General features: G+C 44.5%; 24 protein-coding genes. 7 read left to right on the plus strand and 17 right to left on the minus strand.

Annotated features, from left to right (window positions below; genetic code table 11):
- Window positions 1-224: 224 nt before the first annotated feature.
- The 6 genes from JMY08_RS01325 to JMY08_RS01350 form a co-directional block, all read right to left on the minus strand.
- Window positions 225-1,268 (minus strand): NAD(P)H-dependent flavin oxidoreductase, encoded by a 1,044-nt coding sequence (locus tag JMY08_RS01325; RefSeq protein WP_201589082.1) that lies wholly within the window; start codon window positions 1,266-1,268, stop codon window positions 225-227.
- Between the two features lie 296 nt (window positions 1,269-1,564).
- Window positions 1,565-3,592: an ATP-binding protein gene (locus JMY08_RS01330; RefSeq protein ID WP_201589085.1), complete on the minus strand. Its 2,028-nt coding sequence runs from the start codon at window positions 3,590-3,592 to the stop codon at window positions 1,565-1,567.
- A gap of 218 nt (window positions 3,593-3,810) precedes the next feature.
- The gene (locus JMY08_RS01335; protein WP_010197632.1) at window positions 3,811-4,188 is read right to left on the minus strand and encodes a DsrE family protein; all 378 of its coding nucleotides are present in this window, start codon (window positions 4,186-4,188) and stop codon (window positions 3,811-3,813) included.
- A 113-nt stretch (window positions 4,189-4,301) separates the two neighbouring features.
- Window positions 4,302-4,844, minus strand: coding sequence for an acyl-CoA thioesterase (locus tag JMY08_RS01340; protein ID WP_201589088.1), 543 nt, complete (start codon window positions 4,842-4,844; stop codon window positions 4,302-4,304).
- Window positions 4,845-4,890: 46 nt separating this feature from the next.
- The gene (locus tag JMY08_RS01345) at window positions 4,891-5,958 is read right to left on the minus strand and encodes a YheT family hydrolase (RefSeq protein ID WP_201589091.1); all 1,068 of its coding nucleotides are present in this window, start codon (window positions 5,956-5,958) and stop codon (window positions 4,891-4,893) included.
- A gap of 111 nt (window positions 5,959-6,069) precedes the next feature.
- Window positions 6,070-6,666 carry a YigZ family protein gene (locus JMY08_RS01350; protein WP_201589094.1) on the minus strand — a complete coding sequence of 199 codons (597 nt, stop codon included), beginning with the start codon at window positions 6,664-6,666 and terminating at the stop codon, window positions 6,070-6,072.
- Window positions 6,667-6,911: 245 nt separating this feature from the next.
- Between JMY08_RS01350 and JMY08_RS01355 the strand changes: the two genes are divergently transcribed.
- Both JMY08_RS01355 and JMY08_RS01360 read left to right on the plus strand, forming a co-directional pair.
- On the plus strand, window positions 6,912-7,616 hold the full coding sequence (locus JMY08_RS01355) for a pseudouridine synthase (RefSeq protein ID WP_201589097.1): 705 nt from the start codon (window positions 6,912-6,914) through the stop codon (window positions 7,614-7,616).
- A 465-nt stretch (window positions 7,617-8,081) separates the two neighbouring features.
- Window positions 8,082-9,146, plus strand: coding sequence for a disulfide isomerase DsbC N-terminal domain-containing protein (locus JMY08_RS01360; protein ID WP_201589100.1), 1,065 nt, complete (start codon window positions 8,082-8,084; stop codon window positions 9,144-9,146).
- 210 nt (window positions 9,147-9,356) lie between these two features.
- Here the strand turns inward: JMY08_RS01360 and JMY08_RS01365 are convergent, their stop codons facing one another.
- Window positions 9,357-10,178: a PaaX family transcriptional regulator gene (locus tag JMY08_RS01365; RefSeq protein ID WP_201589103.1), complete on the minus strand. Its 822-nt coding sequence runs from the start codon at window positions 10,176-10,178 to the stop codon at window positions 9,357-9,359.
- A gap of 67 nt (window positions 10,179-10,245) precedes the next feature.
- Between JMY08_RS01365 and JMY08_RS01370 the strand changes: the two genes are divergently transcribed.
- Entirely contained in the window at window positions 10,246-11,898 is a 1,653-nt protein-coding gene (locus JMY08_RS01370; RefSeq protein WP_201589106.1) for an isovaleryl-CoA dehydrogenase, read from the plus strand.
- Window positions 11,899-11,974: 76 nt separating this feature from the next.
- Here the strand turns inward: JMY08_RS01370 and JMY08_RS01375 are convergent, their stop codons facing one another.
- Window positions 11,975-13,027 (minus strand): homocysteine S-methyltransferase family protein, encoded by a 1,053-nt coding sequence (locus JMY08_RS01375; protein WP_201589121.1) that lies wholly within the window; start codon window positions 13,025-13,027, stop codon window positions 11,975-11,977.
- Window positions 13,028-13,070: 43 nt separating this feature from the next.
- Complete coding sequence (locus JMY08_RS01380; protein ID WP_201589125.1) at window positions 13,071-13,721, minus strand: DUF2939 domain-containing protein; 651 nt, start codon at window positions 13,719-13,721, stop codon at window positions 13,071-13,073.
- Window positions 13,722-14,119: 398 nt separating this feature from the next.
- Here JMY08_RS01380 and dnaJ point away from each other — a divergent pair, with 398 nt between their 5' ends.
- The 4 genes from dnaJ to JMY08_RS01395 all read left to right on the plus strand — a co-directional run bounded on the left by dnaJ (window position 14,120) and on the right by JMY08_RS01395 (window position 17,283).
- Window positions 14,120-15,250 carry a molecular chaperone DnaJ gene (gene dnaJ / locus JMY08_RS01385; RefSeq protein WP_201589129.1) on the plus strand — a complete coding sequence of 377 codons (1,131 nt, stop codon included), beginning with the start codon at window positions 14,120-14,122 and terminating at the stop codon, window positions 15,248-15,250.
- 184 nt (window positions 15,251-15,434) lie between these two features.
- The gene (dapB, locus tag JMY08_RS01390) at window positions 15,435-16,283 is read left to right on the plus strand and encodes a 4-hydroxy-tetrahydrodipicolinate reductase (protein ID WP_201589132.1); all 849 of its coding nucleotides are present in this window, start codon (window positions 15,435-15,437) and stop codon (window positions 16,281-16,283) included.
- Window positions 16,284-16,380: 97 nt separating this feature from the next.
- Window positions 16,381-16,533 carry a hypothetical protein gene (locus tag JMY08_RS13945; protein WP_227679559.1) on the plus strand — a complete coding sequence of 51 codons (153 nt, stop codon included), beginning with the start codon at window positions 16,381-16,383 and terminating at the stop codon, window positions 16,531-16,533.
- Between the two features lie 36 nt (window positions 16,534-16,569).
- The gene (locus JMY08_RS01395; protein WP_227679560.1) at window positions 16,570-17,283 is read left to right on the plus strand and encodes a hypothetical protein; all 714 of its coding nucleotides are present in this window, start codon (window positions 16,570-16,572) and stop codon (window positions 17,281-17,283) included.
- Between the two features lie 94 nt (window positions 17,284-17,377).
- On the opposite strand, the gene JMY08_RS01400 is transcribed toward JMY08_RS01395, so the two are convergent.
- The 8 genes from JMY08_RS01400 to erpA form a co-directional block, all read right to left on the minus strand.
- Window positions 17,378-18,553: a type III PLP-dependent enzyme gene (locus JMY08_RS01400; protein WP_201589651.1), complete on the minus strand. Its 1,176-nt coding sequence runs from the start codon at window positions 18,551-18,553 to the stop codon at window positions 17,378-17,380.
- A 111-nt stretch (window positions 18,554-18,664) separates the two neighbouring features.
- Window positions 18,665-19,219 (minus strand): peptide deformylase, encoded by a 555-nt coding sequence (gene def, locus JMY08_RS01405; protein WP_201589135.1) that lies wholly within the window; start codon window positions 19,217-19,219, stop codon window positions 18,665-18,667.
- Between the two features lie 199 nt (window positions 19,220-19,418).
- Complete coding sequence (locus JMY08_RS01410; RefSeq protein WP_010197661.1) at window positions 19,419-19,673, minus strand: GlsB/YeaQ/YmgE family stress response membrane protein; 255 nt, start codon at window positions 19,671-19,673, stop codon at window positions 19,419-19,421.
- Between the two features lie 412 nt (window positions 19,674-20,085).
- Complete coding sequence (mpl, locus tag JMY08_RS01415; protein WP_201589138.1) at window positions 20,086-21,591, minus strand: UDP-N-acetylmuramate:L-alanyl-gamma-D-glutamyl-meso-diaminopimelate ligase; 1,506 nt, start codon at window positions 21,589-21,591, stop codon at window positions 20,086-20,088.
- A gap of 371 nt (window positions 21,592-21,962) precedes the next feature.
- Complete coding sequence (locus tag JMY08_RS01420; RefSeq protein ID WP_227679561.1) at window positions 21,963-22,469, minus strand: copper resistance protein NlpE N-terminal domain-containing protein; 507 nt, start codon at window positions 22,467-22,469, stop codon at window positions 21,963-21,965.
- A gap of 825 nt (window positions 22,470-23,294) precedes the next feature.
- Complete coding sequence (locus tag JMY08_RS01425; protein ID WP_201589159.1) at window positions 23,295-23,822, minus strand: disulfide bond formation protein B; 528 nt, start codon at window positions 23,820-23,822, stop codon at window positions 23,295-23,297.
- Between the two features lie 58 nt (window positions 23,823-23,880).
- Window positions 23,881-25,455, minus strand: a complete 1,575-nt coding sequence (gene gshA / locus JMY08_RS01430; RefSeq protein WP_201589162.1) for a glutamate--cysteine ligase — start codon at window positions 25,453-25,455, stop codon at window positions 23,881-23,883.
- A 316-nt stretch (window positions 25,456-25,771) separates the two neighbouring features.
- Complete coding sequence (gene erpA, locus JMY08_RS01435) at window positions 25,772-26,152, minus strand: iron-sulfur cluster insertion protein ErpA (protein ID WP_227669969.1); 381 nt, start codon at window positions 26,150-26,152, stop codon at window positions 25,772-25,774.
- Between the last annotated feature and the right edge of the window lie 311 nt (window positions 26,153-26,463).

Raw genomic sequence — 26,463 nt, forward strand, 5'->3', positions numbered from 1 at the left:
GTGTTTCTTTTTTTTGTTTGGGGGTAATAACTTGAATGATTTGACTATATCACAGAGGCTACGAAAAATTCATCCCAGTCGCACTGTATCTGTTTTAAAGTGAATCCACTGGACATAGTGAGGCCTGAGATTTAGCTATTGTAAGCTGGGCTTTTAACCCTAAAAAGTGTTAAAAAATTGCAAAATTAAAATGCTGGATTAGAACCTAACTGACGTCAATCAAACTATAACGTTTTCACCAGTCGCTCTAGCAAATCAATCGTTCTTTCTTGTCTGACCAAGGCTACCCCTTGTCCTGCCCATAAAGACTGATGCTCTGGGTCAAGATTATTGGTCGCATGGCCACGTAAAACTTTGGTCATCGCATTTAATTGCGGGTAAGGCGGCAGCTCATGCGTGCTTTCAAATTGCGCAAAGTCACGCAGATAATCGTTTAATAAACCGCGTGCCTGCTTACCTGAAAACAGCCTCGTCAAGCGTGTCTCAGCACTGCGTTTATCTTGACTGGCATCGAGTAGCGCTTGCTTATAAATATCATTGATACCGCATGTATCGGTGGTCAAAAAAGCCGTACCTATTTGTGCCAGCTCAGCACCGGCTGCTTGAATCGCTTTGATGGCTTGCCCAGTCATGATGCCACCTGCTGCGATTAACGGAATATCGGTACACGCGCGCGTTTGACTAATCAGCGTCAATAATCCCAATGGATCATTTTCACTTTGCGCGAGCCAGCCACCGCGATGTCCACCCGCTTCGACCCCTTGTACACATACCGCATCTGCACCAACCTCTGCCCATGCTTTCGCTTCTAATGGATGATTGGCAGTACCGATGATGCGCGTACCTAGACTCTGCAGGCGCTCAACTTGTTCGGTGCTGATAATGCCAAAGGTAAAACCGGCGACAGGGACAGGATTGTCATAGAGCACTTGTAGCTGCTCTGCAAAGTTTGGCGCTGGGCGCTCAGGTAGCGCCATGTCTATGTCATTTACTTGATAGTACTGGCTCAACCAAGTAGGAATTTCGCTATCCAAGGTATTAGAATCGCGCTCAGATAACACCATTAGATTAATCATAAAAGGGCGATCGGTGAGCGATTTAAGGCTATTAATGTGCTCATGCAAAACATCTGGTGCCGTCGTCCCACTCCCTAACGACCCCAGTCCACCAAAGTTACTCACCGTCGCCGCCAGCTCAGGTGTGGTTGCGCCTGCCATGGGCGCTTGAACGATAGGATAGGTTAAATCAAGGGTGTTAAGTAAGGTCATGACGGGCTTCCTTTTTATTTTATACCAAACCCAAAAATACGATTAGCGGTGTCAAACTCGCTTAGTCTACCAAATGTAGTACTTGCACTCGTTTTCCTTGCTACTCGGATTTTTAGGAATGGTATTATTAGAAAATTTTCATGACTTACTTTAACAAAGCTGAACGGCGTGCGTGTTAGATAATGTGTATTTAGTTGCTGAATATAAGGGGTGGGTTTTGACTACGAAGTTGTAGTTAAAATAGTTGACTATGGTTTTGTAACTAAGTTACTCAAAGTAAACAAGGTTTCCAAAAACTAATTCGATGCTAATCCGAGCTTGTCAAAAAATGCTCGATTTCTTTCTTTTGCTGATAATAGTAACTGATTGTACGAAATTACTTCAATATAGGCTTTATAGTTATCGTTATAACCAAAGTACCCCATGCCATCAGAGGTTTTCTTTAATGTAGCCATATTGCATCTTTCTATCATTGTAGGAGTCAAGTCAGCTAATATATAGCAGTAACCTGGAATGTTATCATTTGGCGCTGGAATACTTAAACCATTTGAAGTTTTAACCTCGCCTTTACGAATTCTATTTAAGTAACCTAAGCATTGTTGTATAGGATCCTTATCTTCAGAATCTTTCATATCATTACGCATAGGCTTTTTTAACTCGATAACAGTTATTGCAGCTAATGGAGGATTGACCTTATCATTGACCAAAAAAGGGCTGTTCCATTCTTTCAGACTAAGAATATCAGGTTCTTTTCTAGATTGGCTATCGCTTATAGTCATTGATCTTATCGTTTTATCCGACGCAAGGTAGTTATGGAAAGCTAGTCTTTCGTCTATCAACCATAGATTCTGCTTATCAAATCTAACTTGCTCTGATGTTCTACCCATAGGCATTATCAGCTCATGGATTACATTCTCATTGTAGTATTTTTCCTGTTCATTGTGACCGATCGCTTTTTCAAGTATATCTAATACTACTTTTCTATGTAAAACATAACTAGCAAGATCAGAAGATTTTAAGTCTGCCACCTTATTTAAGTACGAAGCTAACTTTTCTTCATAGTTCTCTATATTTACAGATTCATTACTAAGATATTTATAACTTTCTTCTAATATCTGTTGTTCAACGTCATACCACATTGAATGTAGTTTTTTCTCTAACTCTTTATCTTGGATATTAGGATCAATAATCAGTTCATTCTCTGGAAAATATTTAATTAATGGTTTGTATCTGGGAGCTTTGCTATTTATAAAGTTCTTAGTATGAGATAATGCTTCAATTTTATTTTTTTCTAAATAAGATGAAAGAAAGTTTTCTGATTTTTCGATACTGTTATTTCTGATGTCACTAAGAGTGACTTCTGTGTTATCTAAAATATCGTTAGTTTTTTCAGCGATATCGAAAGAAGTACGTTCAGGACGAACTCTATCATCTAAATATTTTGAAGTAATATAGCATGTGTAAAAGAACTCCCCACCTGAATCATTCAAAGCCCCGAATAGTCCAGTAATCTTGTTATCTAAGTTTTCTTCTTTAACTAATCTACCAGCAGCACAGTATGCCAACTGATGCTTGTTTACTCTGCTTTCTCTGAACTTAATATGGGTTAGTTGGAAGTCGAAATCATTTATAGTAAAGTTGTCGTGCCGAGCTATTAGAGTAATATGCTTGTCATAAAGCTCATTGAGATCTTGGGTTGTATATCGATCTTTAACGATTATGTCTGGGCATCCTTCTTGTCTGACAAAATACCATACACAATGCTCCAAAAGAGACATAGCTATTTTTTCTAGAGTAACAGGGATACTCTTAAGATACTCATCAAATATATTTTCTAAGTAAACACAAGTATTAACAACTTCATCACATGCATCAACGGGAATGCTTTTTATCGGATCAACTCCTAATTCAGAAAATGTAAAATTTCTCGAGTACTTTTTATCTTCTTCTATAAAAGTACTAGTAATATGAGCTTGTTGGAAAACTTTAAGCCATAAAAGTCTACCTATTCCCCTGCAACCTTTTCCGATTTTGTGCTCAGTATCTAGTAATTGAAAAGATTCAAAGTTGCTCTTATTGAATCCACAACCATTATCAAAAATTTTAAATCCAATGATTGGTGGAAGTGAACCAAAGTCTTCGCTCAAATTAGCTTGTGAACTGCGTACAATTTCTAGGGTGATTTTTCCTTTTTTTATGTCATCGAAACTATCTTCTATAGAGTGGATAGAGTTAACTATAGCTTCAAAAACAGGCATTAAGGCATGGCTTTTAGGAAGTTTTGTATTCCTTAATCGTCCTTTTAGGTTTGTTTGTAAACTCATGGTTATTCACTTAAGAAGTAAGATAATTGATTATAGTTCTTTAATCGTTAAGTGTTCAACCTATTGGAGGCTAAGGACGCTCATTATTATTATACTCATCTAGATAAGCACGCGAAATGGCTCAGAATCAAATCTTAAGACAAAAAAAGAGCCAGTTCTCAAAACCATCGAAAAGACAGTCAAGAGAACTAGCTCAGTGTTAGAACTATTAAAAAAGCTTAATTCAACTGCAATGACCCTTTCGCATTCATCAGCAGCTCAACCACATCATCACCACTGATGACCGTGAAGCGTTTATCAATGGCCGATTCTTCTACGCCACCATGTTTCATACACGCGCTACAGACCAATACTTGACCGCCTTTTTCTATAAAGGCTTCTAACAACTCGCCAGCAGGTTCAAATGGTGCGCCAATATTGACGTTATCTAAAGCGTTCGGCAATGCCAAATGCACCGCATCAACCATCAATATCACTGAGGCAGAATGACCTTTTTTAAGCGCCACGCCTGCCATCGTGAAAGCTAGGGTAATTTTGCTTGGGTTTGATTCACTATTATCAAATAATGTACCGACATAATCTGTTGTGTTAATCATATGGTTCTCCTATTAGCGTTTTGTCATAGTAAATAACTGACTGACTAATAGACTACCATTTATTATACTTTTTTATATAGTGTATTGTTATCAAATAGTATTGCTTAAGTTACTTAGCCTATCGGTGGCCATGGACGATCACTGTCACTTTCAATCCATTCAGCGACATAGCCAGTTGGCGGTAGCTTCCAATCAGACTGATCTAACGCCGCAAGCACACGTGCCGTTTCGATGACTTTACCGCCTTCGGTCACGCCCGTACGTAATAGGGCAGACGAGCAGGGCTTGCCTTTGACCCACATCGACTGCTCGATATACATCCAGCGTTCATCGAAGCCTGCAATGTGCGTTTTCATCGTTACTTTATCAAAGGCGCGAATACGCTTGCGATACTGAATGGTACTGCCTGCAACCACCAAGCCCCAGCGATTTTTTAATAGCTGTTTGCCCAGTCCGGTGCGTACTGCAAAGTCCGTACGCCCCATGTCATAGAGGGTTAGCACGCGCCCATTATTCATCTCAAGGAAGTTATCAATATCTGACAACCGGCAGCGCAACTTAATCTCGCTGGTATCTTTAAACGTTAAGGTATTGCCCCTCTTTACTTGCAGCGCGGCATAGGCGATGGTACTGGCATAGCGAAGAAAAGGATACATAGAGCAGTCTCAAAAGTTAAAAGGTAGGATTTAGCGTGTCAGATTATCATTTATTATTAGAAGGTACGCCAATAGAGTTGAAATAAGCACTAACGGTTTCGGGTATCCAATTAATATCAAATTTTGAGACTTTGGCTTTTTTACCCTTTGCCTGTTCACTCTGTGACTGTTTTTTGTCTGAGCGATAACGCAGATAGCCGATATGACCACCGTGCTTAGTGTCGAGGATGGTGACGCTGTCAGACACATCGTTTGGGGTGGCGGTAAAGCCAATAAAAGGGTCGTCTTTGGCGCTGATTAATAGTAAAGGCTTGGTTACAGTGATCAAATAAGGAAGGGCAGAAGAAGATTGATAATAGTGATTGTTGGAGCGGTAGCCATGACGCGGCGCAGTGAAGATATCATCAAAGTCGCTGATACGATTGACCGCTTTGATCGCATCGATTTCTTCTTTGGTAATGTCGTTTGCCAATGCTTTTTTGATAATGGGGTTGAGTAAGTAAGGCGTGTAGATGCGATGGCTCAAAAAGCTGTGCATACTCAGCGCCGCCGATGACATATCGACGGGAGCAGAGATGACAGCCGAGCCTTTGCAGATGGCTTTATCTCCATACTCGCCCATATATTTTGCCAAGGCGTTACCACCCAATGACACTCCAGCCGCATAAATATTGGCGTATTGCTCGCTGAGATTTTGTAGCGCGTGATGCACTTCATTGGTATCGCCCGCATTATAAAACACTCGACCATTGGCTGGAATACCGCCACAACTGCGAAAGTGCGCCACCACAAAATGCCAGCCTTGCGCATGCATTTGATACGCTAAAGCGCGCGCATAATGGCTGTCGCTACTGCCTTCCATGCCATGGAACAGCACAATTAAAGGTGTCTGTTCACGCTCGCCATTTTCGGTTGCTTTTACAGGATGCGCATCATAAAAGTCATAAGCGATATCGGTCTCACCTAGTGAGTCTTGCATCACCATCCGACGATAAGTAGGTGTTTTTGGCGCAAAAAACTTGGGCAAGATACTTTGTAAATGCGGATTGGTCAGCCAAAAAGGGGGGTTAAAAGGGGCAGGTGAGAAAGGTTTGGTAGATTTGGAAGTTGACATAGGGTGGTCTTATTTAATTATCATTGAAAAGCAATGAGTCATCATAACGCTAGCAATGGTGAAAACCAACGGTTTTCAGTGAACGTCTGGTTACTCAAAATCATCAATAGTTTAAGGGTCATCCAATACCCGTCCATCCATCGCAAGGCGTTCTTTTAAAGTCTCAATATCTGCCTCAGCGAGCGTCACGGTCAGGGTGACTTGCTTACTATATGTGACCTCATCAATACGACCGTTTAGACTCTCGACCACATAGCGGCATTGCGCTTCGGTTGCAAACTCTGCGAGTATCTGTACTTGCGCCATGGCTACATAAGGGCTTAAGGTCATCTGGTCGACCGCCGCTTGCGCAGAACCTGCATAGGCACGGGTCAGACCGCCAGCACCTAACTTGATACCACCAAAATAACGCACCACGATGATGATGACGTTGCCAATAGATTTGTGTTGTAGGACATTTAATATCGGACGTCCTGCGGTGCCACTCGGCTCGCCGTCGTCGTCGAATCCTGCACTGGTGGTGTTATCAGGGTCGCCAATGATGTAGGCCCAGCAGTAGTGACGGGCATCCGCATATTGTACGCGTAGCTGTTCCACGTGAAACATTGCTTGCTCGCGTGAGTGCACCGGATATGCATAAGCGATAAAATCAGACTTTTTGATTTCTAGGCGCGCAGTGACGGCACGTTTTAGCGTTTGATAGCTCATATTTCATCAGGTCTAGGTAGGATATGGTAAACTTGTCTAACTTTCACTGTCGCCATATTGGGTGCAGTGTTCATTTAATTTTTCATTATAGTACCATTTCTCACGCTTAAAGATAACGAGCGAGTCGCGCCTAAGTGCTAATCTAGTAGCCTTGGCGCGGCGGATAGAATTAGCGGTTTCGTTAAGTTCATCCCGTTAGCGGCAGGGTTGGAAGTGGTAACATAACACTGATGGTAGTCAATCGTATGCGTTTAGATAAATTTATTAGTAAGGCCACCGAGCTGTCGCGCAAAGAATCCAAAAAGATTATGCACGCGGGTGAAATCACGGTCAACGATCAAGTAATCAAAGATCCTGGCGTCCATGTCGATATCGTCAATGATGATGTCATGTGGGCAGGCGAGCCGCTGTCGGTCGCGGCGGGCAGTCGCTATATCCTATTGCATAAGCCTGAAGGCTTTGAATGTACCTTAAAAGCGAAAGAATACCCCATCGTCACCGAGCTGATTTCGGTACCAGAATTGGGTAGCTTACGTATCGCGGGGCGTTTGGATGTCGATACCACGGGTGCTTTGCTCATCAGTGATGATGGCGGCTGGTTGCACCGTGTCACCAGTCCCAAGCACGAGCACGCCAAAGTCTATGAGCTGACTTTAGCTGATGCGATGGATAGCGCAGCGCAAGAAAATGCGGTCAAAGAAGTCGCCGAAGGAATTCTACTAGAGGGCGATCACGAAGAGACCAAACCTGCCGTCCTTGAGTTCATGGATGAGACGCATGCCCGTCTGACCCTAGAGCAAGGCAAATATCATCAAGTCAAACGGATGATGGGCTACTTTGGCAATAGAGTGACGGAGCTGCATCGTGCCAGTATCGGCCATATCAGTTTAGACGGTCTCGATAAAGGGGATAGCCGCTTTTTAACCGAAGAAGAAGTCGCCAAATTCTAAATTTTCGCCTTATTGAACCCTAAAATAATTTGTGAAAATAAGATTTAACATGAGCAGCCACTATTAAAGTGCGCTGCTTTTTTGCTGCCTGTTATTTCTTTCAGCTATAGTCGATACTGAATAAAGTAGATACACGATATAACGCACGAAGCTGGTACAAATTTTTCTTGCCTGCTGTGCCTACGCCGACAGAGGCTGCAAAAAATTATCCCAGCCTCGCTGTATCCTTTTTATATTGACCTATCTATATTGACCTATTTATATTTGTATTGCCTGTCTCTTAAAGCTCAGTAGCAATTTTGCAAATTTGGCCTTTTAATCGCTGTCAAAGTTAGCGCATATGCTAAAGTCCCGTTATCTTTTTAATCTATGTTTTTACATAATGAAGTGGATGCTTGTTAGAGAAAGAAACTTGCCGAACACGTCTGTTAAAACACCTCTTTTATAACAAATGGGACTGTCTCCGTGAAACAATTTTTATTAAAGTCTGCTGGTTTGATGAGCGCGATACTATTGGCGACGACAGCTTGTGCCGAGCCGAGCGCCACTGATGCTACCAATAATAAAATCAGCTCAAGCGCGCAAACCACGCCAGCAGCTGGCACGGTAAGCCAGACGGTGGACAAGCGCTTGCGCCAGTTGCTAACACAAGCAGGGATTAAGACGCAGATAACCTCAATTGTGCCTTCTAAGTTGCCCAATATGTATCAAGTCAACCTAGCAGGACAGCTGCCATTGCATATCACTGAGGATGGCCGCTATGTCATCCAAGGCGAGCTACAGAAAAACCCCAGCAAGCGCGTAGTAACCAAAACGCCAGTCCGCAGTAATCGTGACCAAATAGGCAAGCCAGTTAGTGCTGCCGTCAAATCATCGTTACTTGCCAATATGAGTGCGCTGAAGAATATGAGCGCTAAAACGCCTTTCTTTTATACGGCAGTGCCGGGCGTTATCTGGGGAGCAACGCTAGAAGGGGTGCCTTTCTTGCTATCGGACGATGCGCAATACATCACTGACAGTGAGATATCGGTTATTGAAAATGGGCAGTTTATCGGGCTTGATGAAACGTTTGAAAAACGCAAAAATCAATCGGTGTTTGCCGCTTTAGACGAGTCGCAATTGATTACTTACCCAGCCATCAGCGCAGAAAAAGCCATTATCTATGTGGCTACCGATGTCAATTGCCCTTATTGCCGTAAGCTACATCAACAATTTCCTATGCTCAATACCAAAGGCGTCACAGTACAAACCATTGCTTATCCGATATATGAGCAGTCACCTGCGCAAATGCGTGGTATCTGGTGTCAAGCTGATGAGGACAGCCGCCGCAAAGCCCTTAATAAAGCCATGCTGAGTGGAAAAATGACGCCAGCCGCTGCCAGCTGTAATGTTGATTATGTGACGCCCAATCGCGAAAAAGCGGCGGGACTGGCAGTCATAGCCACGCCTGCTATTTACCGTGAGGACGGCGTACTCTACCAAGCGAGCTTTGAGAGTCCTGAATTTTTAGAGTTTCTAGGTATTAAATAACCTTTAGGCATTAAATAACTTATCGTCTGTCCACTATGAAATATAGTCAAAATATCCTAAAAACGCGACGATATTGCTGATATCAATTTTTTGTAGCCTCTGTCTGCGTATGTCTGCGTAGACACAGCAAGCAAGAAAAAGTGATATCAGCAGTGCGTGATGGTTCGATATTACTTTTCACTGACTATAATACTTTTAAAATGACCTTTTTTATAAGTTACCTTCCTTAAAAAACGCATACCAAAGGCGACGACCTTCACGATTGAAATGCCTGACGGTATCAAAAAACTGTTGCCGTGCGCGCTCATTGACCAGCGGTGCAGGCAGCAATGGATCAAAAATCACACTGCGGATACCAGCATCACCGAGCATATAGACTTCACGTAGGGCAGTATCACGCGGTAGTGTATCTTTAGCAGCCGACCAGTCATGCAACCGTTGCGAGATTTTTTTATAGCTTGCTTCCAGCTGCATATCGGACCAGAGTGACAACGCCTTGTCCTGTCGAACGCTATCAAAGGCGCTGGCTTTAAAGATGGCAGCTTCCTCTCCTAAGCCGAGATCTAACAGTCGCGCGCGTACGGTTTCGACGCCGCCCGATAGATTGTTGGGGCGCAGATAAAGACCGGTCTCCAGCTCGCGGAAACCTAACAAAGAAAGCGCGCGAGCACGGGCGCGGAGCATTTTGCGGTCGCTACGTGGTAGGCCGCCCGTGGTAACAGCAATCCATGAGTTGTCCCACTCTGTCACGCGCTGATCAGCCGTCGACCATGCCGCTACATCAGCACCCAGTTTTTGCCCCTCAGCACCCAAGCGATAAATAGCAGCATCGACTGCCTCGACCAGTCCCGCTTGCGTCAGCCGTGCCATGGTCACGCGCACGCTATTTTCGGTCATATCAAATAGCGCACCTGCGCGAACGGCCTCAGCAGCCGTCAAAGTTTCCTCATCCGCTACAGTCAGTAGTCGCAAAAGGAGAAGGCGCGGCGTTGGCCAAGAAGTATTACTATTTTTGACAATATTTGATTTCATATGTAATATTAACATTGTACTATGGAAGGTACAAGCCAAAGCGATCTATCAAATAAGGATGTTGTCGATGATGAATCAATTCAATACACATGAGGTGTGCAATCAGCCGGTTGCGCTAGAAAATTATAATGCATGGCAGACAGACATAGCCTTGATGGAAGCGGTTGCTCGCGAAGGCGGAGCATGGGCGCAGGATCATCTGAGCGCATTTGGCGCTCGTACTGGTGGCGATTTGATTGATAGTGGTTTTGCTGCCAATGAAAATCCTCCTAAACTTTGCAGTTTTGACCGCTATGGTCATCGGATAGATGAGGTCGAGTTTCATCCTGCCTATCATGAGCTGATGGCAGCTGGGATGGAATACGGCATGAGTAGCTTTGCTTGGCGCCATGAAAATCGTGAAGGGGCCCATGTGGCACGGGCGGCGGTGATGTATCTTGGCTCGCAAGCGGATGCGGGCTTTGGTTGCCCGATGTCGATGACTTATGCGGCGATTCCTGCGCTACGCCATGCACCAGCTCTGGCAGAAAAATGGTTGCCCAAGCTGTTATCAGCAGAATATGATCCACGTAGCCTACCGATGGAACAAAAGACGGGCTGTACCATCGGTATGGGCATGACTGAAAAGCAAGGCGGCTCAGACTTACGGCGCAATACTACCAAAGCACTTCGTCAAAAGGATGGAAGTTATAAGATCATCGGTCATAAATGGTTTTTTTCAGCGCCGATGTGTGACGCGCATTTGGTGCTGGCACAGACCGAAGGCGGTCTTAGCTGTTTCTTAGTACCGCGCTTTTTGCCCGACGGTACGCGCAACGCGGTTCGGATACAGCGCTTAAAAGATAAGCTGGGCGATTGGTCTAATGCCTCATCCGAGGTCGAGTTTCATGGTGCGTTCGGTGAATTGATTGGTGTAGAAGGGCGCGGCATCGTCACAATTTTAGAGATGGTAGCGTTAACCCGTTTGGATTGTATGATTGGCTCGTCAGCGCAGATGCGCCAAGCCGTTGTGCAAGCGATTCATCATACCAGCCAGCGCGAGGCTTTTGGCAAACTGCTGGTCGATCAGCCTTTGATGCGCAATGTATTGGCTGATTTGGCTTTGGAGTCCGAAGCTGCCATCGCTCTGACCATGCGCGTTGCTCGCGCGGTTGAAATGAGCGGCAAAGATCCGCATGAGACTGCGTTGGCACGCATTGCGACAGCCATTGGTAAGTACTGGATATGCAAGCGTGCACCCGTATTGATCAATGAAGCGCAGGAATGTCTAGGCGGCATCGGCTATGTAGAAGAGAACATTTTGCCACGCCTTTATCGGCAAGCGCCATTGAATTCTATCTGGGAGGGCAGTGGCAATGTGCAGTGCCTTGACGTACTGCGCGCCTTACGCAAAGAGCCAGAAACGCGCGAAGCCCTATTCGCTGAATTGCAAAATGCTGCTGGCAAGAATGCGCATTATGATGCCGAACTTAAATGCTTGGCGGCACGTTTCGAGGATCTTGAGACGCTTGAGTTTCGAAGTCGCTATGTGATTGAGCGCTTGGCATTGATGCTACAGGCGTCGATTTTTCTGCTAGGAGATCATACAGACATCGCGACAGAATTTTGCCGCTCGCGTATTGCAGGCGAACACGGGCTGACCTTTGGCACCTTGAGCCCCGACGCACCAGTGGCGCAATTAATTGAACGTGCTGCGGGCGCAACCACAGCAGTGCTATAGATTATCCTGAATAGGTAATGTTGCGATTTTTGAAAACTATAAGATAGCTTGTAATATAAACACCAGCGTCACTTTTTTACGGTGTATCTTTTGTATGCTGCGCAAGTAAGGCAATGTGCTCGACGCCAATCCCGCAGCAGCCACCGATAATATCCGCGCCAGATGCTTGCCAAAGTGTGGCCCATTTTAGGTAATGCTCAGGTGTGGTGTCTGTGCGTATTTGGCGCAATTGAGCGTTGGCTTGCTTATGGACTTGCTTGGAAGCAAAGGCATTGGCGTAGACACCAAGTTGTTGCGCGCCTCCTGCTTCGTTGACTATGGCTTTGGCGACCTGCAGTGCTGAATCCATGACCTCAGGTTGACTACAGTTGAATAGTATTGCCGTCACATTCAGAGCCATCATGGCGCGAACGGCCTCTGCTACTGTTTCGCCAGAGCGTAGCGTGGGTGTGGGTTTTTCTAATTTTTCTTCGCTGCTGGCATCAGTAGTATCTAGCTGACTGTCGTCTAGCGTAAAGGCAATCCAAATAGGTTTTGGCGTCGCTTTGTTTTCATTTTCTGTAAATTCGGTAATCAACTGCTGCCATGTTGTCGCTTCTATAATGCTGCTTTGGGTTTCCACCAGCCAAATATCCACATAATCTATCTGCGCGGCTAATAATGGACGGGCTATCACCGGTGCTTGCTTTGGGTCGAATAGATTGGGTCGATAAGAGCCAAACAATGGCGGCAAGCAACCAGCGATTTTTACGGGGGCTATTATAGGGGCAGCACTGGCAGTAGAGGTTACGCTAATAAGCTTTTTGCTTTCTTGTACAGCTTCAAAAGCGAGCTTGGCGGCCGTTTCTATCAGCTGTTCGCCCTCACTAAAGAATTTATCGCCCAAATGGTAAGGGGTCACCGCGTAGCTATTGACCGTGATGACAGTAGCACCAGCTTTTATATAATCTAAATGGATATCACGAACGCTCTCTGGTGCCAAGCTCAATGCCAGCGCCGACCATTCAGGCTGCCGAAAAGGCGCACCGCGCCGCTCAAGCTCACGTCCCATTCCACCATCTAACAACGTGGTTGGAGGACGAGCGTCAGATTGAGCGCGAATGCCCTGAGGTCTTATTTGAGTTGGCATGACAATCTCACTTCTAAGATAGTGCAATAGTAAAGCAGGCGTATTAAGGCAACACGATATCAACGATTTTCCAATGAATCAGACCGTCGTGCTGCATCTCTATCGTGAGCGGGTAGCCTTTTACTTGACCGCTAATAGTGAAGCAATTAATACCGCAATAGCTCAATGTTGGCTTGTCGCTGTCTGATCCTTGTGCCGCCTGCTGCTCGAGTTCCGCTGCTTGTTTTTTCATGATTTGCTGCATTTGGTTTTGAACCACTGCATTGACATCGCCGCGCTGGATGATTAAGTTTTGAATCAGGTTTTTAAGGTCGACTTGATTGCTCGCGATAGCCCATGCAGCGGCCAGCTCTTTGGTCGCGCTATTGGCTTGACCTTGAGTATTGATGACTTTTTCGATGTTTTGCGGGGTGATGGCACCAGCGACTGCTTGCATGATAAAGCCATTGGCTGCGTCAGTTAATGGCGCACCGCCCAGCTCAGCAACCAATGGATATTGAGTCATGGTATTGGCAAATTGATCGGTCAATTGAGTTTCGATACTTGGACGCAGCTTCTCATAATCAATGGCGGCAGCGATAGCGGCACCGTCTTTGGCATCGTAAGCATTTTTGAGCTGATAAGCACTATAATAAGGTGAGCCCGCATAGATGGTCACAGCAATTATGATCAATAAAACCAGCAGTTTTTTCATAAAAATTCTTACCTTATCGCAAACTTAATCGGCATCAATATGGCGCTAAATATTAGCACGACTTAACCTTGGGCAGGTATAAAAAGCTTTGTCCATTTACTACCAAAATCTTTTTTAATCTGACCAAACCTAGCGAGTCGGTAATTTCATGACGTCAAAGCTTGATAAATTACTCAGCTATCTCCATAAATAGCGCAAACTTTTAATAATTGATTTGGCTAAGCAGCATCCCGCCGTATTCGCTTAAAGATTCATACCATTATTGCTTCCATTCGCTCGTGTTCTGCTATGTTTCATGTGAAACCTAACAGAACAATCGAGTGCAGAAACAAGGCGATAATTGATTTGGTTTGGTGAATCGACCAGCAGGCGGCACTGTAAAGACGATAGGAGAGCCCATGAGTAAGCGCGATTTTTATGAAGTATTAGGTGTCAATAAAACCGCTGATAGCAAGGAAGTTAAACGAGCTTACCGCAAGCTGGCGATGAAATATCATCCAGACCGCAATTCTGATGATCCTGATGCCGAAGACAAGTTTAAAGAAGCGTCGATGGCTTATGAAGTGCTTAGCGATGAAAGCAAGCGCTCTGCTTACGATCGCATGGGGCATTCAGCCTTTGAAAATGGCATGGGCGGTGGCGGCGGTGCTGGTGGCGGCAACTTCCAAGACATCTTTGGCGATATCTTTGGTAACTTTGGCGATATCTTTGGTCAATCACGTGGCGGCGGCGGTGGGCGTTCACGTCGTGGCTCGGATTTGCGTTATGTCATAGAGCTAACCCTAGAAGAAGCGGTGCGCGGCTGTAAAAAAGAAATCAGCTTTACCGCGCCTGCACCTTGCGATACTTGCGATGGTAAGGGTGCAAAAAATGCCTCTGATGTCGTGACTTGCCAGATGTGTCATGGTCAAGGTCAAGTTCGTATGCAGCAAGGATTCTTTGCCGTTCAGCAAGCTTGCCCACAGTGTGGCGGCTCTGGAAAACAGATTAGAAACCCTTGTTCTGACTGTCATGGTAATGGCGTCAAAGACAAATCACGCACGTTAGAAGTATCTATCCCAGCAGGCGTTGATGATGGTGATCGCGTCCGTTTATCGGGCGAAGGTGAAGCTGGCGGCGCAGGCGTGCAAAATGGCGATCTATACGTTGAAGTACGCGTCAAACCGCATAATGTCTTTACCCGTCAAGGTGCCGATCTCTATATGGACGTGCCAGTGAGCATTACCGATGCGGCATTGGGTAAAGAAGTTGAGATTCCAACCCTAGATGGCAAAGTCAAAATCAAGGTCGCAGAAGGGACGCAAAGTGGTAAATTATTACGTGTCCGTGGCAGAGGTGTGACGCCAGTACGTACGACCATGAAAGGTGATTTGATCTGCCGTGTGGTCATCGAGACGCCAGTTAATCTGACTCGCGAGCAAAAAGACCTGTTACGTCAATTCCAAGATACGCTCGACGGTGATAGCAAGCATCAGCAGTCACCGCATAAAAAATCATTCTTTAAAAAGATTGGTGACTTATTCGATTAACTGAGTTGTTTTAATCACTCGTTTGGTTGAATGACTAGATACAAAACCCCCAGTGTTTCACATGAAACACTGGGGGTTTTTATTGGAAGTATAAAAAACCATTCAGGCGGTGATATTTGCTAAACTTACGACAAATAGCATTCAGAAATTAATCTATTAATAATAAAATCTTTAGGATAAAAATATGAGTCAACAGATAACAGCGCAAGAAAATACAAATAAACAAGCCATCAGAGTCGGGGTCATCGGTGCTGGCGGTCGTATGGGGCGTATGCTCATCGAAGCCGTACAAGATAACACGCAAACCACGCTTAACGCTGCGATTGAACGCCAAGGATCTAGCCTTGTGGGTGCGGATGCGGGCGAAGTCGCTGCTATCGGACGCTTAGAGGTGCAAATTGTCGACGATTTGCAGACAGTGATAAATGACATCGATGTGCTGATTGATTTTAGCTTGCCTGATGCCACTGAACAAAATATGCAGACTTGCGCGGCCAACGATGTGGCGATGGTTATCGGCACGACTGGCTTCAATGAGCAACAAGAGCAAGTATTGGCAAAGGCAAGTGAACAAATTGCCATCGTCTATGCGGGTAATTATTCAACAGGCGTTAATCTGTCATTAAAGTTGCTCGGCATGGCGGCAAAAGCATTTGGCAATGATGCAGATGTAGAAGTCATTGAAGCGCATCATAAGCATAAAATCGATGCACCATCGGGTACGGCTTACATGATGGCAGAAGCGGTCGCAGAAGCACGTGGACAAAACTTAAAGGACGTTGCTGTCTATGGTCGTGAAGGACAAACAGGCGAGCGCGAAGCAGGCACTATTGGTATTCATGCCATTCGCGGTGGTGAAATCATTGGCGATCATACCGTGATGTTTATTGCTGACGGTGAAGTCGTCGAGATTACCCATCGCGCGCGCGCACGGATGACCTTTGCAGCTGGTGCTGTACGTGCCGCAACTTGGGTTATTCAGCAAAAAGTCGGGCAATATAACATGCAAGATGTTTTGGGTCTAAATGACTAAAGTTTGAATGATTAATGTTTGAGTGATTAATGTTTGAGTGATTATAGCTTCTTGATTGCTGGTTTGATGGGCGCTGAATAATGGTGAGGATAGGCGTATGAATAAGGCTAAATTGACTATAAAAGCTAAGCTCAGTAGCGCTTTGACTTCTCTCAAAAGCGCTAGCTACGTACGTCAAACAGCATTTACCCTGACCTTTAGCGTAATCATAGCTATCTTACCAGCCACCGTACAAGCGGCCACTTACTAAACCTACGTCATTCATACCTATGGTGGCGATGCATTATTGCCATCAGTTCGTCAGCAGCTAAATACCAGTCGCGATGGTGGCACAGTTGCAACCTATCAGGATAAGCTGGTACTCCGCACGACTGCCGCAAACTATCAGGCAATACAGCAGCTATTGAGCCAAATTGACCGCCAACCACAAGCGTTAACGGTCGTTGTGCGTGTGGGCAATAATAGCAGTACCCAAGGTAGCATCCAGCAAGGGCGAGTTATTATCACCAATCGCGGTATTCAAGGCGCAGGCGTGATCAACCAGCGCAACAGCCAGCAGCAAACAAATAATTTATATCAAGTGCAAACGCTGTCAGGCAGTGCCGCGAGTATCAGCACAGGCACGCTCTATGCGCTGACTCAGACTAATACCTACCCAACTTATAATCGCCCGTCGGGACAGATTATTATTCAGCAGCAAGTATTATTGCCAACGACCCAAGGTATTGCCGTTACGCCAAGGCTGCTTGCCAATGGTCAAGTCGAAGTGCAGTTATCACAAGTTGAAGAGAGGCTCGTGCGCTCTCATTCGTCTTATGATCAAAATAGTCATCAAGCCATTCAAGGTCAGCGCTTAGATAGTACCATTATCGTGCCACGTGGACAGTGGGTGACTATCGGTCAGATTTCACAGAATAGCCAAGCCCAACGCTCAACTTATGCAAGTAATCGCGCTATGAATAATACTAACAGTACACCAATCTGGATAATGGTGCAGTAGCATTGCATGGATTAATATTGTTTTTGGCATAAAAAAGCGCGGCACTGCGAATCACAGTACCGCGCTTTTCTTATTTCTGACCATTCACTGAGAATTAGTCAATATAAATCACTTCTAACGGTGGAAAGCCATTGAACTCAACAGACGAATACGAGTTAGTATAAGCGCCAGTGGTCAACCAAAAGATTTTATCACCAATCTCCAGCTCTTCTGGCAACTGATAGCCTGCTTCTTCATACATGATATCGGTTGAATCACAAGTTGGGCCAGCTAACACGACCGTACCTTCGCTGGTTGACGTTTCCATCTTAGGCGTATAAACCGGATACTTGATCGCTTCACCCAAGGTTTCAATTAAGCCTTGGAATAAGCCCACATCGGTGTATACCCAACGCGTCAAGTCGGTGTTTGACTTACGCGAAATGAGCACCACATCGCTGACCAGCACCCCTGAACCACCAACCAATGAACGACCGGGTTCTAGGATGATCTCTGGCATGTCTTCGTCATTATAGTCATCCGTCAAATAACGAGTGATTTCTTCAGCATAGACTTTTACCGGATTGACTTCACTGATATAGTTCGCTGGAAAGCCGCCACCTAGGTTAATCATTTGTAGCTTAATATCTTCTTCGTTTTTCATCCAGTCAAACATATATTTGACCTTGGCTAAGGCATCATCCCAAGCGGCAACGTCTTTTTGTTGGCTACCCACATGAAATGAGATGCCATAAGGCACCAGACCCAAATCACGGGCTTGAATCAACAGCTCAATCGCCATATTCGGATGACAACCAAACTTGCGTGATAATGGCCATTCAGCGGTCTCAGAGCCTTGTACTAAGATACGCACAAATATCTTTGAACCAGGGGCATGCTTAGCAATATTTTTTAAATCGGCTTCTGAGTCAGTCGCATACAAATCAATGCCTTTCTCGAATGCATATTTGACATGTTCTGCTTTTTTGATGGTGTTGCCGTAAGAAATACGCGATGGCTCAACGCCGCAGTCGAGGACACGGCCAAGCTCATAAATGGATGCACAATCAAAGTTTGAACCAAGCTCGGCCAGTAAATTAATGACCTCAACTGCAGGGCTGGCTTTCATCGCATAATGCAACTTGGCGTTCGGGAAAAAACCAACCATTTCATGATATTTGGTTTTAATACGGCTAAGGTCCACCACTAAGAATGGGGTTTCGCGACCTTCGGCAGCTTTGGTGAATTTCTGCCAGCCGGCAGGGTCAAAATATTGGTCAATTTTGATCATGGTCATGGTAGGAAACCTTTAATAAAAACAATATGTGGTGGATAATAAAAAATAGCGTCGCTTTAGAATGGTAGAGCAAAAAAGCCCTAAACGCTCTAAAGACGGGTTGTGTTAAGCATTGGTGGTTTGCGGCTGTTTTTCAGCGGATTGCTCGCCCTGTTTTTCACGTATTTTGAGCACTTTACGAACTTTGTCACGCGCTCGAGTTTGTTTGAGACGTGATAAATAATCGACGAATATGACCCCATTCAGATGATCCATTTCATGCTGAATACAGACGGCAAGTAAGCCTTCTACTTCTTCATCGATTTTTTCACCATTCTCATCTAAGGCTTCAATACGCACTTTGTTTGGGCGCTCAACACTGTCATAGACTTCAGGTACAGACAAACAACCCTCTTCGTACGGTTGCTTTTCTTCCACCAATGGCGTGACTTTCGGGTTAACAAAAACCTTAGGATCATTTTTGTCTTCTGACAAATCGATAACGATGAGCTGAATATGACGATCTACTTGACTGGCAGCCAAACCAATACCTTGGGCATCATACATGGTCTCAATCATATCAGCGATTAAGGTTTTTATTTCAGCAGTGACTTCCTTGACAGGCTTTGCAAGGGTGCGTAAGCGCGGGTCTGGATAGCTTAAGATAGGGAGTAATGCCATACGGCTCACCTCAATAATAAATATAAAATAGTGGAGCTATTATAAGATAAATGGGGACAAAAGTAATGCTTATCAATGCCACCTGTTGATATCGCTGTGTTTATGTCGCTATGGATAAGCGCAATACAGCCAGACAATAAAAAAGGTCTCGCTTATCGCCAGACCTTTTTTTGTCAATCGTATATCACATTGAACGTGATTAGATACGACGCTTGCTCATAATCATCTCATAGATGAATAGTAAGATTATGGCACCGATTACTGAGAATATTAGACCAGTAAAACCACCGTCAGCATTTATGCCGATTAGTCCGGCCAAGAATCCACCTACTAAAGCACCAACAATACCCAATACGATGGTCATTATCCAGCCCATAGGGTCACTACCTGGCTTGATAGCTCGTGCCAATAAACCTGCGACCAAACCTACAATAATCATCCAAATAAAGCTCATATCATTCTCCTAAATTTATTATCAATTATATGTTATTTATTAATTCGTTTATTAATTTCGATAACTACATTGTAGGGACTGTCTAGAACTAAAGGTAAGCGCGAAATGTTACCAGTGTATGAGCTGTGTGAGGAAAACTATCGATTTGCTAAGATACACGTAGGATAAGTAAATGAAAGGTTAAGAAGGTAGCGAAGTCGCAAACGTAGCTCATAGTTTATAACTTATGGCTATTGCAAATGCTGAGACATTCCAAAGTAATCAAAGAATCTGATAATAAAAAAGCGTTGCTCATTCATAATAAGCAACGCTCTTATTCAAAACCAAATCTGCACTAGCTAGGGCGTGTCATCAATTAGCACATTGATACATTTTACATAGCCTTGTTACGTGGCCTTTTTACATAGCTTTTTTACGTGGCTTTGTTATGTAGCGTAGTTAACAAGCGTTGATGAATACCTTCAAAACCACCATTAGACATAATCACAATGGCGTCACCAGCTGTTGCATGCGTGTCGATATGTTCGATAATGGCATCGACACTAGAGAGCACTTGTTGGTTGCTCATAGTGGAGTTTGTAGCAGTGGCCTTATCAATAACGTCTTTTAGACCCCATTCTAGTCCTGTCGGCTCATACCACAGTGTATAGTCGGCGAGGGCAGCAGACTCAGCCAAGCTGTCTTGATGAATGCCCATTTTCATGGTGTTACTACGTGGCTCAATGATGGCCCAAATACGTCTATTCGCCAGTTTCTTTTTGGCACCATCTAAAGTAGTAGTAATGGCAGTGGGATGATGAGCGAAATCGTCAAAGACTAAGATGTCATTTACCTCACCGATCAGCTCCATGCGACGTTTAATACCAGCAAAGGCAGACAATGCAGCGCAAGCCGTTTTGACACACACACCAACATTATAAGCTGCCGCAACAGCCACCAGCGCATTATTCACGTTATGCATACCGCTCATCGACCAATCGACGACTCCCGTGGCGTCTTTATTAGCAGCGTCAGCAACAAAACTTACGCTAAATTGACCACCATCTTCGCTGATAAGCTCAGCCTGCCACTCGCTGTTATTGTCTAAATGCTCATCTTCTACATTGATAGCGTTTGCTGCTGAATCGAGCACGGTGGTTCGCCAAACGGGTGTCCAAACGCCTTTTGCCAACGTATCCTCTAAGCTAGCAGTCGCTGTCGGCATAATGATTTTACCAGTGCTCGGAATCATGCGCACCATATGATGAAATTGGGTCTGAATAGCATTGAGATCCGCAAAAATATCCGCATGGTCAAATTCAAGGTTATTTAAAATAGCCGTACGCGGGCGGTAATGAACGAACTTTGAACGCTTATCAAAAAATGCAGAGTCATATTCATCTGCTTCAATGACAAAATAGCCAGTATTTGCCGAATCGTCATTATCAATTTTGTCAGCGCCCAAATAACTGCTGTGAGAGAAGACCTGCTGTAAACGCTCATCAGTGGTATCGACAAGTGGCACACCGCCGATTAAAAACCCAGTGTCGATACCTGCATAATGTAATATCCAAGCGAGCATGGTCGTCGTCGTGGTTTTGCCGTGAGTACCGGCAACAGCTATCACATGACGCGATTGCAATACCTGCTCAGATAAAAACTGCGGCCCTGAAGTATAGCGTAGACCTGTGTCCAGCATATATTCGATGACATCCATGCCGCGCTTCATGGCATTACCAACGACGACCAAATCTGGCGCTGGTTGCAAATGCGCTACCAGATAGCCTTGCTCAATGGTCACGCCCGCGTTTTCAAGTTGGGTGGACATCGGCGGATAGACATTGGCATCTGAGCCTGTGACCGTATGTCCAAGCTCGCGCGCCAACAAGGCCAACGAGCCCATAAAAGTACCACAAATACCAAGAATATGAATATGCATAGATGTTCCGTGCGAGCTTAAATGAAAAGAATAAAAATACAGTATTATCCCAAAAATTACCGATATCAACCGTGGCTTTTTAGGACACACTTAACCTGAATGTCGCTATTACTGGTTATATTGCTGTAGCAAGAACTAAAAGTAATTGCCAACCAGTAAGGAGGGCAGACAAGGGCTTATTGTAAAGTAAACACTGTTGGATGACCAATAAAAAACGCCCGATAGATAGGCGTCATTCAACGGATGGCTTGGCTTATTTAGCATCATTGGATGCCGCTATATTAGGGTGTGTTTGATCCTTCGACGATGGTATTAAAAGCGCCTATTTATGGCTGTTCAACATACCCTAAATATTTTGTCCCACTGCTTTTTTATTTGCGTGACAGCGTGTAGTCGTTGTCAGGTTTTTTATACTCATCTATCATCACCAAATGGTTGTCTTGGATATGGTAAGTTTCGATATTCTTGCTTTCATAAACAATCGTAATCGTATCATTGTCTTGTCTATAGATACCCGACTCAAGCAGTGGCTGGCGCGGTGGCTCAGCATTGTTATAGAGGCTCTTTTTTAGTACTGAGCCATCAGCAAACAAGTTCAAAGTAATGTCGATATTATCGCAAGACGAGCAAGGAACCATACCACCATAATCGCCCATCAATGTAGCTTGTAGCGCACTATCATTATTTGACTCTGAGATCATTGGTACGCTACGTGCATGCGTGTCATCAGTGGGCTGTGCGGCGCTAATAAGGGATTGTCCAGTATCTGCATTAGCCAGCGCATCAGCATTCGCTTGCCTATTGTCTTGCGAGTCATCTGCGACCCCTTGCAGATCAGAGCGCTCCGCATTATCGACGGGGGCAACTTTAGTGCTCACCCCTTTATTAGTCGTAGACGAAGAACTGTCGCAACCGAGAAGTAGCAAACAAAAGGGCACCGCTAACAGCAGTCGACCAGAGTGTCTTATGGTTTTAGAAGTAGTAGAGAAAATAGACGTAAGATATATCATGGCATACCAAAAACAGTTTTTAATATAGATTCTAGAAACGTTACGAGTATTGTCAGTTAAGATCGATTTGGCGCTATTATCAGGGACAAAAGCGGACAAGCTTACCGAGACTAAATCAGCATTAGGCGCTGATAGTATGCGTTTATCGGTTGGTATCGATCAGTAATAGGGTCAAGCTTATTAGGGCGTGTCTTAAATTCACTCGATAGTCATCTAAATGGGCTAAAAATGGCTAAATCTTGCCAAACATCGTCAAATAGCTGGTTAATATCCCGATATTATCTGCGCTATTTTTCTTGTTTGACGGCAATTTATCTCATTTTTATCACCATTTTTGAAATGAAGACACGCCCTAGATATTTAACTTATTAGACATGGTACTTATTAGGCAATGGCTTGCAGTTAATGATAGGATAGCCAAAGCATATCCTTATGCCAACTGTGCACATAAGCTTTCATACAATATCAAAGCATCACAGATGCCTATGTGGACTTTTTGTTATCAAACGGTATGATAAAGAGGATAAGTGGGATGAAGGGATAGTGAATGCAGTAAACAAGGGCGTTTAGAATTAGTAATGACGATAAAGAAAGAATAAAAAAAATAGCAAACCTCTATATCTAGAGAGTTGCCATTTTATGAAAAGATAGAGGGTTACCGTTTTATTGAACCGTCAACCGCTTCAGTTATCATTAAGCACGACGAACAGATGCGGTAGGGCGGATGATACGCCACAATATCAGTACGTGTACGATTAATAGAATACTAAAAAGAATCAGTGATTGCTCAGGAATACTTAAGCCCATAAGTGTCCAGTCGACAGAGGCGCATTCGCCAGAGCCTGCAAAAACCTCTTTAAACACTTGCAGAATAGGAAGGGTATCCATCCAATAGTTCAGACCTGGACCACACGAAGGGACTTGATCGGCAGGTAGATGCTGTAACCAGACATGACGCGCAGCAACCGCAGTCGCCCAGCCAATACCTGCTAAGCTACCAAGCCATAATATGAGTCTTACCACTTTAGATTTTGGATTAAACAGTGCTGATATTAAGGCAAAACCGCCCATTACTATGAGGCCAACACGTTGAAAAATACAAAGTGGGCAAGGTGATAGACCCAGATGGCGCTGTAAATAGAACAGCGCAAAACTCATTCCTATCACTGCCATTAATACTAAAAATACTTGCAAGTTACGATAAGTGGTTAGCTGTTGCATTGGTCGAGTACTCTTATAATATAATCAATAAAACACTATCAACAATAACAAAGGTTAATTAGCGGTACTGTTGTAAGAAGTCCATAAAGTCTTCTGTTTCAGCCACTTCAATCTCTGCTTGCTGTAGTATTGATTTTTCAGCCAATACTTCATATTTGGCTTGGGTATTGGGGCTAAGGGTTTGCTGCAATAGAGAGTCACGATGTTGCTGCGCTAGGGTAAAGCCCAGCTGCCATAAACTGCCTAGACGTTTGCTATCAGAGTTTACTTGCGCCGATATAGTCGACTCAGAATGTCCCGCTTTGCCTTGCATCAACGCCACCGCCGCACGGTAATCATTGCCACCATAATGCGCATCGAGTAGGGCTGCTAGTGGTTGCATACGACCCAAGTGCATCAGCATCCAGCTCTCTAGTGACTGCTCCGCACCATTGTTAATGATGTGCAAATTGTCACGGCGACCTTCATTGACCACGCGCTCAAGATTGATGGCCAAAGCTTCTTCCTCTTCAGGCATCAATTCAGGCGAATCATTTAGCAAGCAATACAGCGCCATCACTTCTAAAAAACAAGCGCTAGATAGACGGATACCGATATCGCTATACGGATCAAGATCGATGGCGCGGAACTCGACGTAAGCAATCCCGCGACGCTCAAGTGCCTCGGTAGGGGTCTCGCCACTCATCGCAATTTGTTTAGGACGTATCGGGCTATAGTATTCATTTTCTATTTGCAGAATATGATTATTGATTTGAATAGGATTGCCATCAGCGTCATTTAAACCAAGCTTCTTAAAGCTCTCATGTGGCGTTTGAATCGCACGGCGCAGTCCAGCGACATATTCTGGTAGATAGTTATAGCGGATATCGAGGTGTTCTTGCACACTATTGGTATAGCCAAGCTTGCCCATACGTAGGCTAGTAGCGGCAGGCTTATAATAGGTTGAATCGTTCAGCAGCTCCAAATCGTGCTCGCGCCCTGATATAAAGCAAGGACACACACTTGGACTGGCACCTAGCAAATACAGTACCAGACTGGTCAAACGCTTGAAGTTGCGAATAAGCCCTAAATATTTCTCGTTCTTGAAATCTGTCAACGTTTGGGTTGGGGCGGCGGGTGCTTTCGCTTGCCACGCTTCAAACAGACCATCACCAAAAGATAAGTTGTAATGTAGGCCAGCGATGGTCTGCATGCGGCGACCATAACGGATGCCTAGACCACTGCGATATAGGGTTTTCAGCTTACCAGTGTTAGAGCTGCCATAATTCGCCAGCGGGATATCTTCATCTTTGGACGACAGCATACATGGCATAGACAGTGGCCACATCAGCTCACCCTCAGGCATACCTTGATACACCAATACGTGCAGCTGACGCAGCATGTTTAGCGTCTCTTTTGGGGTGGCTTTTGGGTCGGTGATAAGCTCAAGCAAGCTCTCTGAATAATCAGTGGTGATAAACGGATGGGTGAGTTTTGAGCCCAATTTGGCTGGATGCGGGGTCTGTGCCAAAAAACCATCAGGCTTAACGCGTAAGCCCTCTTTTTCGATACCGCGGAGCATACCCGTTAAATGCTGAGTATCAAACCAATTGGGGATTTCAAAGCTAACAAAGCTAGGCACAAAATTACTCATAATAGTCATCTATTGTTATTTGTTATGGCGGCTCAAAACACGACTGGTGTATGACCATCAAAGAGGTGGGTATTTAGGTTGATAATGACGTCAGTTTAGCTCAAAGCGGCCCTGAAAACCACGGACAATTACAAATACAATAAGCTTTAAGCGAAGTGATTTGTCTGGATTTCGGCACTTTTTTTTGGGCAAACTGGTCAATAATATAGCTTGGTTATTACTACTAGGTCTTTATAAAAAAAGCATCTACCCGAGAGATAGATGCTTCGACTGTCATATTCTGGGCTATTTAACATAGTGCTACAGTCTATTCAGATTAAATAGAGAATGACGAACCACAGCCGCAAGTCGTGGTTGCATTTGGATTGGTCACGACAAAACGTGCGCCTTCTAATCCTTCGGTATAGTCAACGGTAGAGCCTTGCAGATACTGATAACTCAGCGAATCGACAACCAAGGTTACATCGTCATTGTCAAAGTTGGCATCATCTTCATTCAACTCATTGGCGAAATTAAAGCCGTAAGAAAAACCTGAGCAGCCACCGCCAGTCACATAGACGCGTAGCATAAGATCGCTATCACCTTCTTCTTCACGTAGGCGACGTACTTTTTGTGCGGCACTATCAGTTAGGCTTAATATCGTTGGATCTACTGGCTGGCTTGAGCTTGGGCTAAATTGGTTGGCTGATTCGTTCATATCTACCTCAGTTGCTAGGATCAAATGCGGTCGTCGTCCTGTTTGGGTTTGCAACTGACATCGTTGCAAATAAAGATACGCGCGGCGTTTGATTCGATTGGGTGCTGTCGTTATGGCAAAGTCGTTGCAATATTATAAGGTTGGTATTTGGGCTACTACTATTCGGGCTACTACTATATTAATAGTCTGCTGGCATTAATCTTTTGGCAGTATATCATAATGGGGGTGACGATTCGTTTGTCAAGAGTGACAGTCGTCAACGCGGGTTTTATGACAGGCTTTTTTAGTATAATAACTGATTGGTTTTGAAA

It is taken from the genome of Psychrobacter sp. Pi2-51 (assembly GCF_904846665.1).
GTDB lineage: Bacteria > Pseudomonadota > Gammaproteobacteria > Pseudomonadales > Moraxellaceae > Psychrobacter > Psychrobacter glaciei.

Bases quoted from the DNA above. Each gene is read 5' to 3' on its own strand.
- JMY08_RS01325 (WP_201589082.1), bottom strand. From the start codon at position 1,268: ATGACCTTACTTAACACCCTTGATTTAACCTATCCTATCGTTCAAGCG.
- JMY08_RS01330 (WP_201589085.1), bottom strand. From the start codon at position 3,592: ATGAGTTTACAAACAAACCTAAAAGGACGATTAAGGAATACAAAACTT.
- JMY08_RS01335 (WP_010197632.1), bottom strand. From the start codon at position 4,188: ATGATTAACACAACAGATTATGTCGGTACATTATTTGATAATAGTGAA.
- JMY08_RS01340 (WP_201589088.1), bottom strand. From the start codon at position 4,844: ATGTATCCTTTTCTTCGCTATGCCAGTACCATCGCCTATGCCGCGCTG.
- JMY08_RS01345 (WP_201589091.1), bottom strand. From the start codon at position 5,958: ATGTCAACTTCCAAATCTACCAAACCTTTCTCACCTGCCCCTTTTAAC.
- JMY08_RS01350 (WP_201589094.1), bottom strand. From the start codon at position 6,666: ATGAGCTATCAAACGCTAAAACGTGCCGTCACTGCGCGCCTAGAAATC.
- JMY08_RS01355 (WP_201589097.1), top strand. From the start codon at position 6,912: ATGCGTTTAGATAAATTTATTAGTAAGGCCACCGAGCTGTCGCGCAAA.
- JMY08_RS01365 (WP_201589103.1), bottom strand. From the start codon at position 10,178: ATGAAATCAAATATTGTCAAAAATAGTAATACTTCTTGGCCAACGCCG.
- JMY08_RS01370 (WP_201589106.1), top strand. From the start codon at position 10,246: ATGATGAATCAATTCAATACACATGAGGTGTGCAATCAGCCGGTTGCG.
- JMY08_RS01375 (WP_201589121.1), bottom strand. From the start codon at position 13,027: ATGCCAACTCAAATAAGACCTCAGGGCATTCGCGCTCAATCTGACGCT.
- JMY08_RS01380 (WP_201589125.1), bottom strand. From the start codon at position 13,721: ATGAAAAAACTGCTGGTTTTATTGATCATAATTGCTGTGACCATCTAT.
- dnaJ (WP_201589129.1), top strand. From the start codon at position 14,120: ATGAGTAAGCGCGATTTTTATGAAGTATTAGGTGTCAATAAAACCGCT.
- dapB (WP_201589132.1), top strand. From the start codon at position 15,435: ATGAGTCAACAGATAACAGCGCAAGAAAATACAAATAAACAAGCCATC.
- JMY08_RS13945 (WP_227679559.1), top strand. From the start codon at position 16,381: ATGAATAAGGCTAAATTGACTATAAAAGCTAAGCTCAGTAGCGCTTTG.
- JMY08_RS01400 (WP_201589651.1), bottom strand. From the start codon at position 18,553: ATGATCAAAATTGACCAATATTTTGACCCTGCCGGCTGGCAGAAATTC.
- def (WP_201589135.1), bottom strand. From the start codon at position 19,219: ATGGCATTACTCCCTATCTTAAGCTATCCAGACCCGCGCTTACGCACC.
- JMY08_RS01410 (WP_010197661.1), bottom strand. From the start codon at position 19,673: ATGAGCTTTATTTGGATGATTATTGTAGGTTTGGTCGCAGGTTTATTG.
- mpl (WP_201589138.1), bottom strand. From the start codon at position 21,591: ATGCATATTCATATTCTTGGTATTTGTGGTACTTTTATGGGCTCGTTG.
- JMY08_RS01425 (WP_201589159.1), bottom strand. From the start codon at position 23,822: ATGCAACAGCTAACCACTTATCGTAACTTGCAAGTATTTTTAGTATTA.
- gshA (WP_201589162.1), bottom strand. From the start codon at position 25,455: ATGAGTAATTTTGTGCCTAGCTTTGTTAGCTTTGAAATCCCCAATTGG.
- erpA (WP_227669969.1), bottom strand. From the start codon at position 26,152: ATGAACGAATCAGCCAACCAATTTAGCCCAAGCTCAAGCCAGCCAGTA.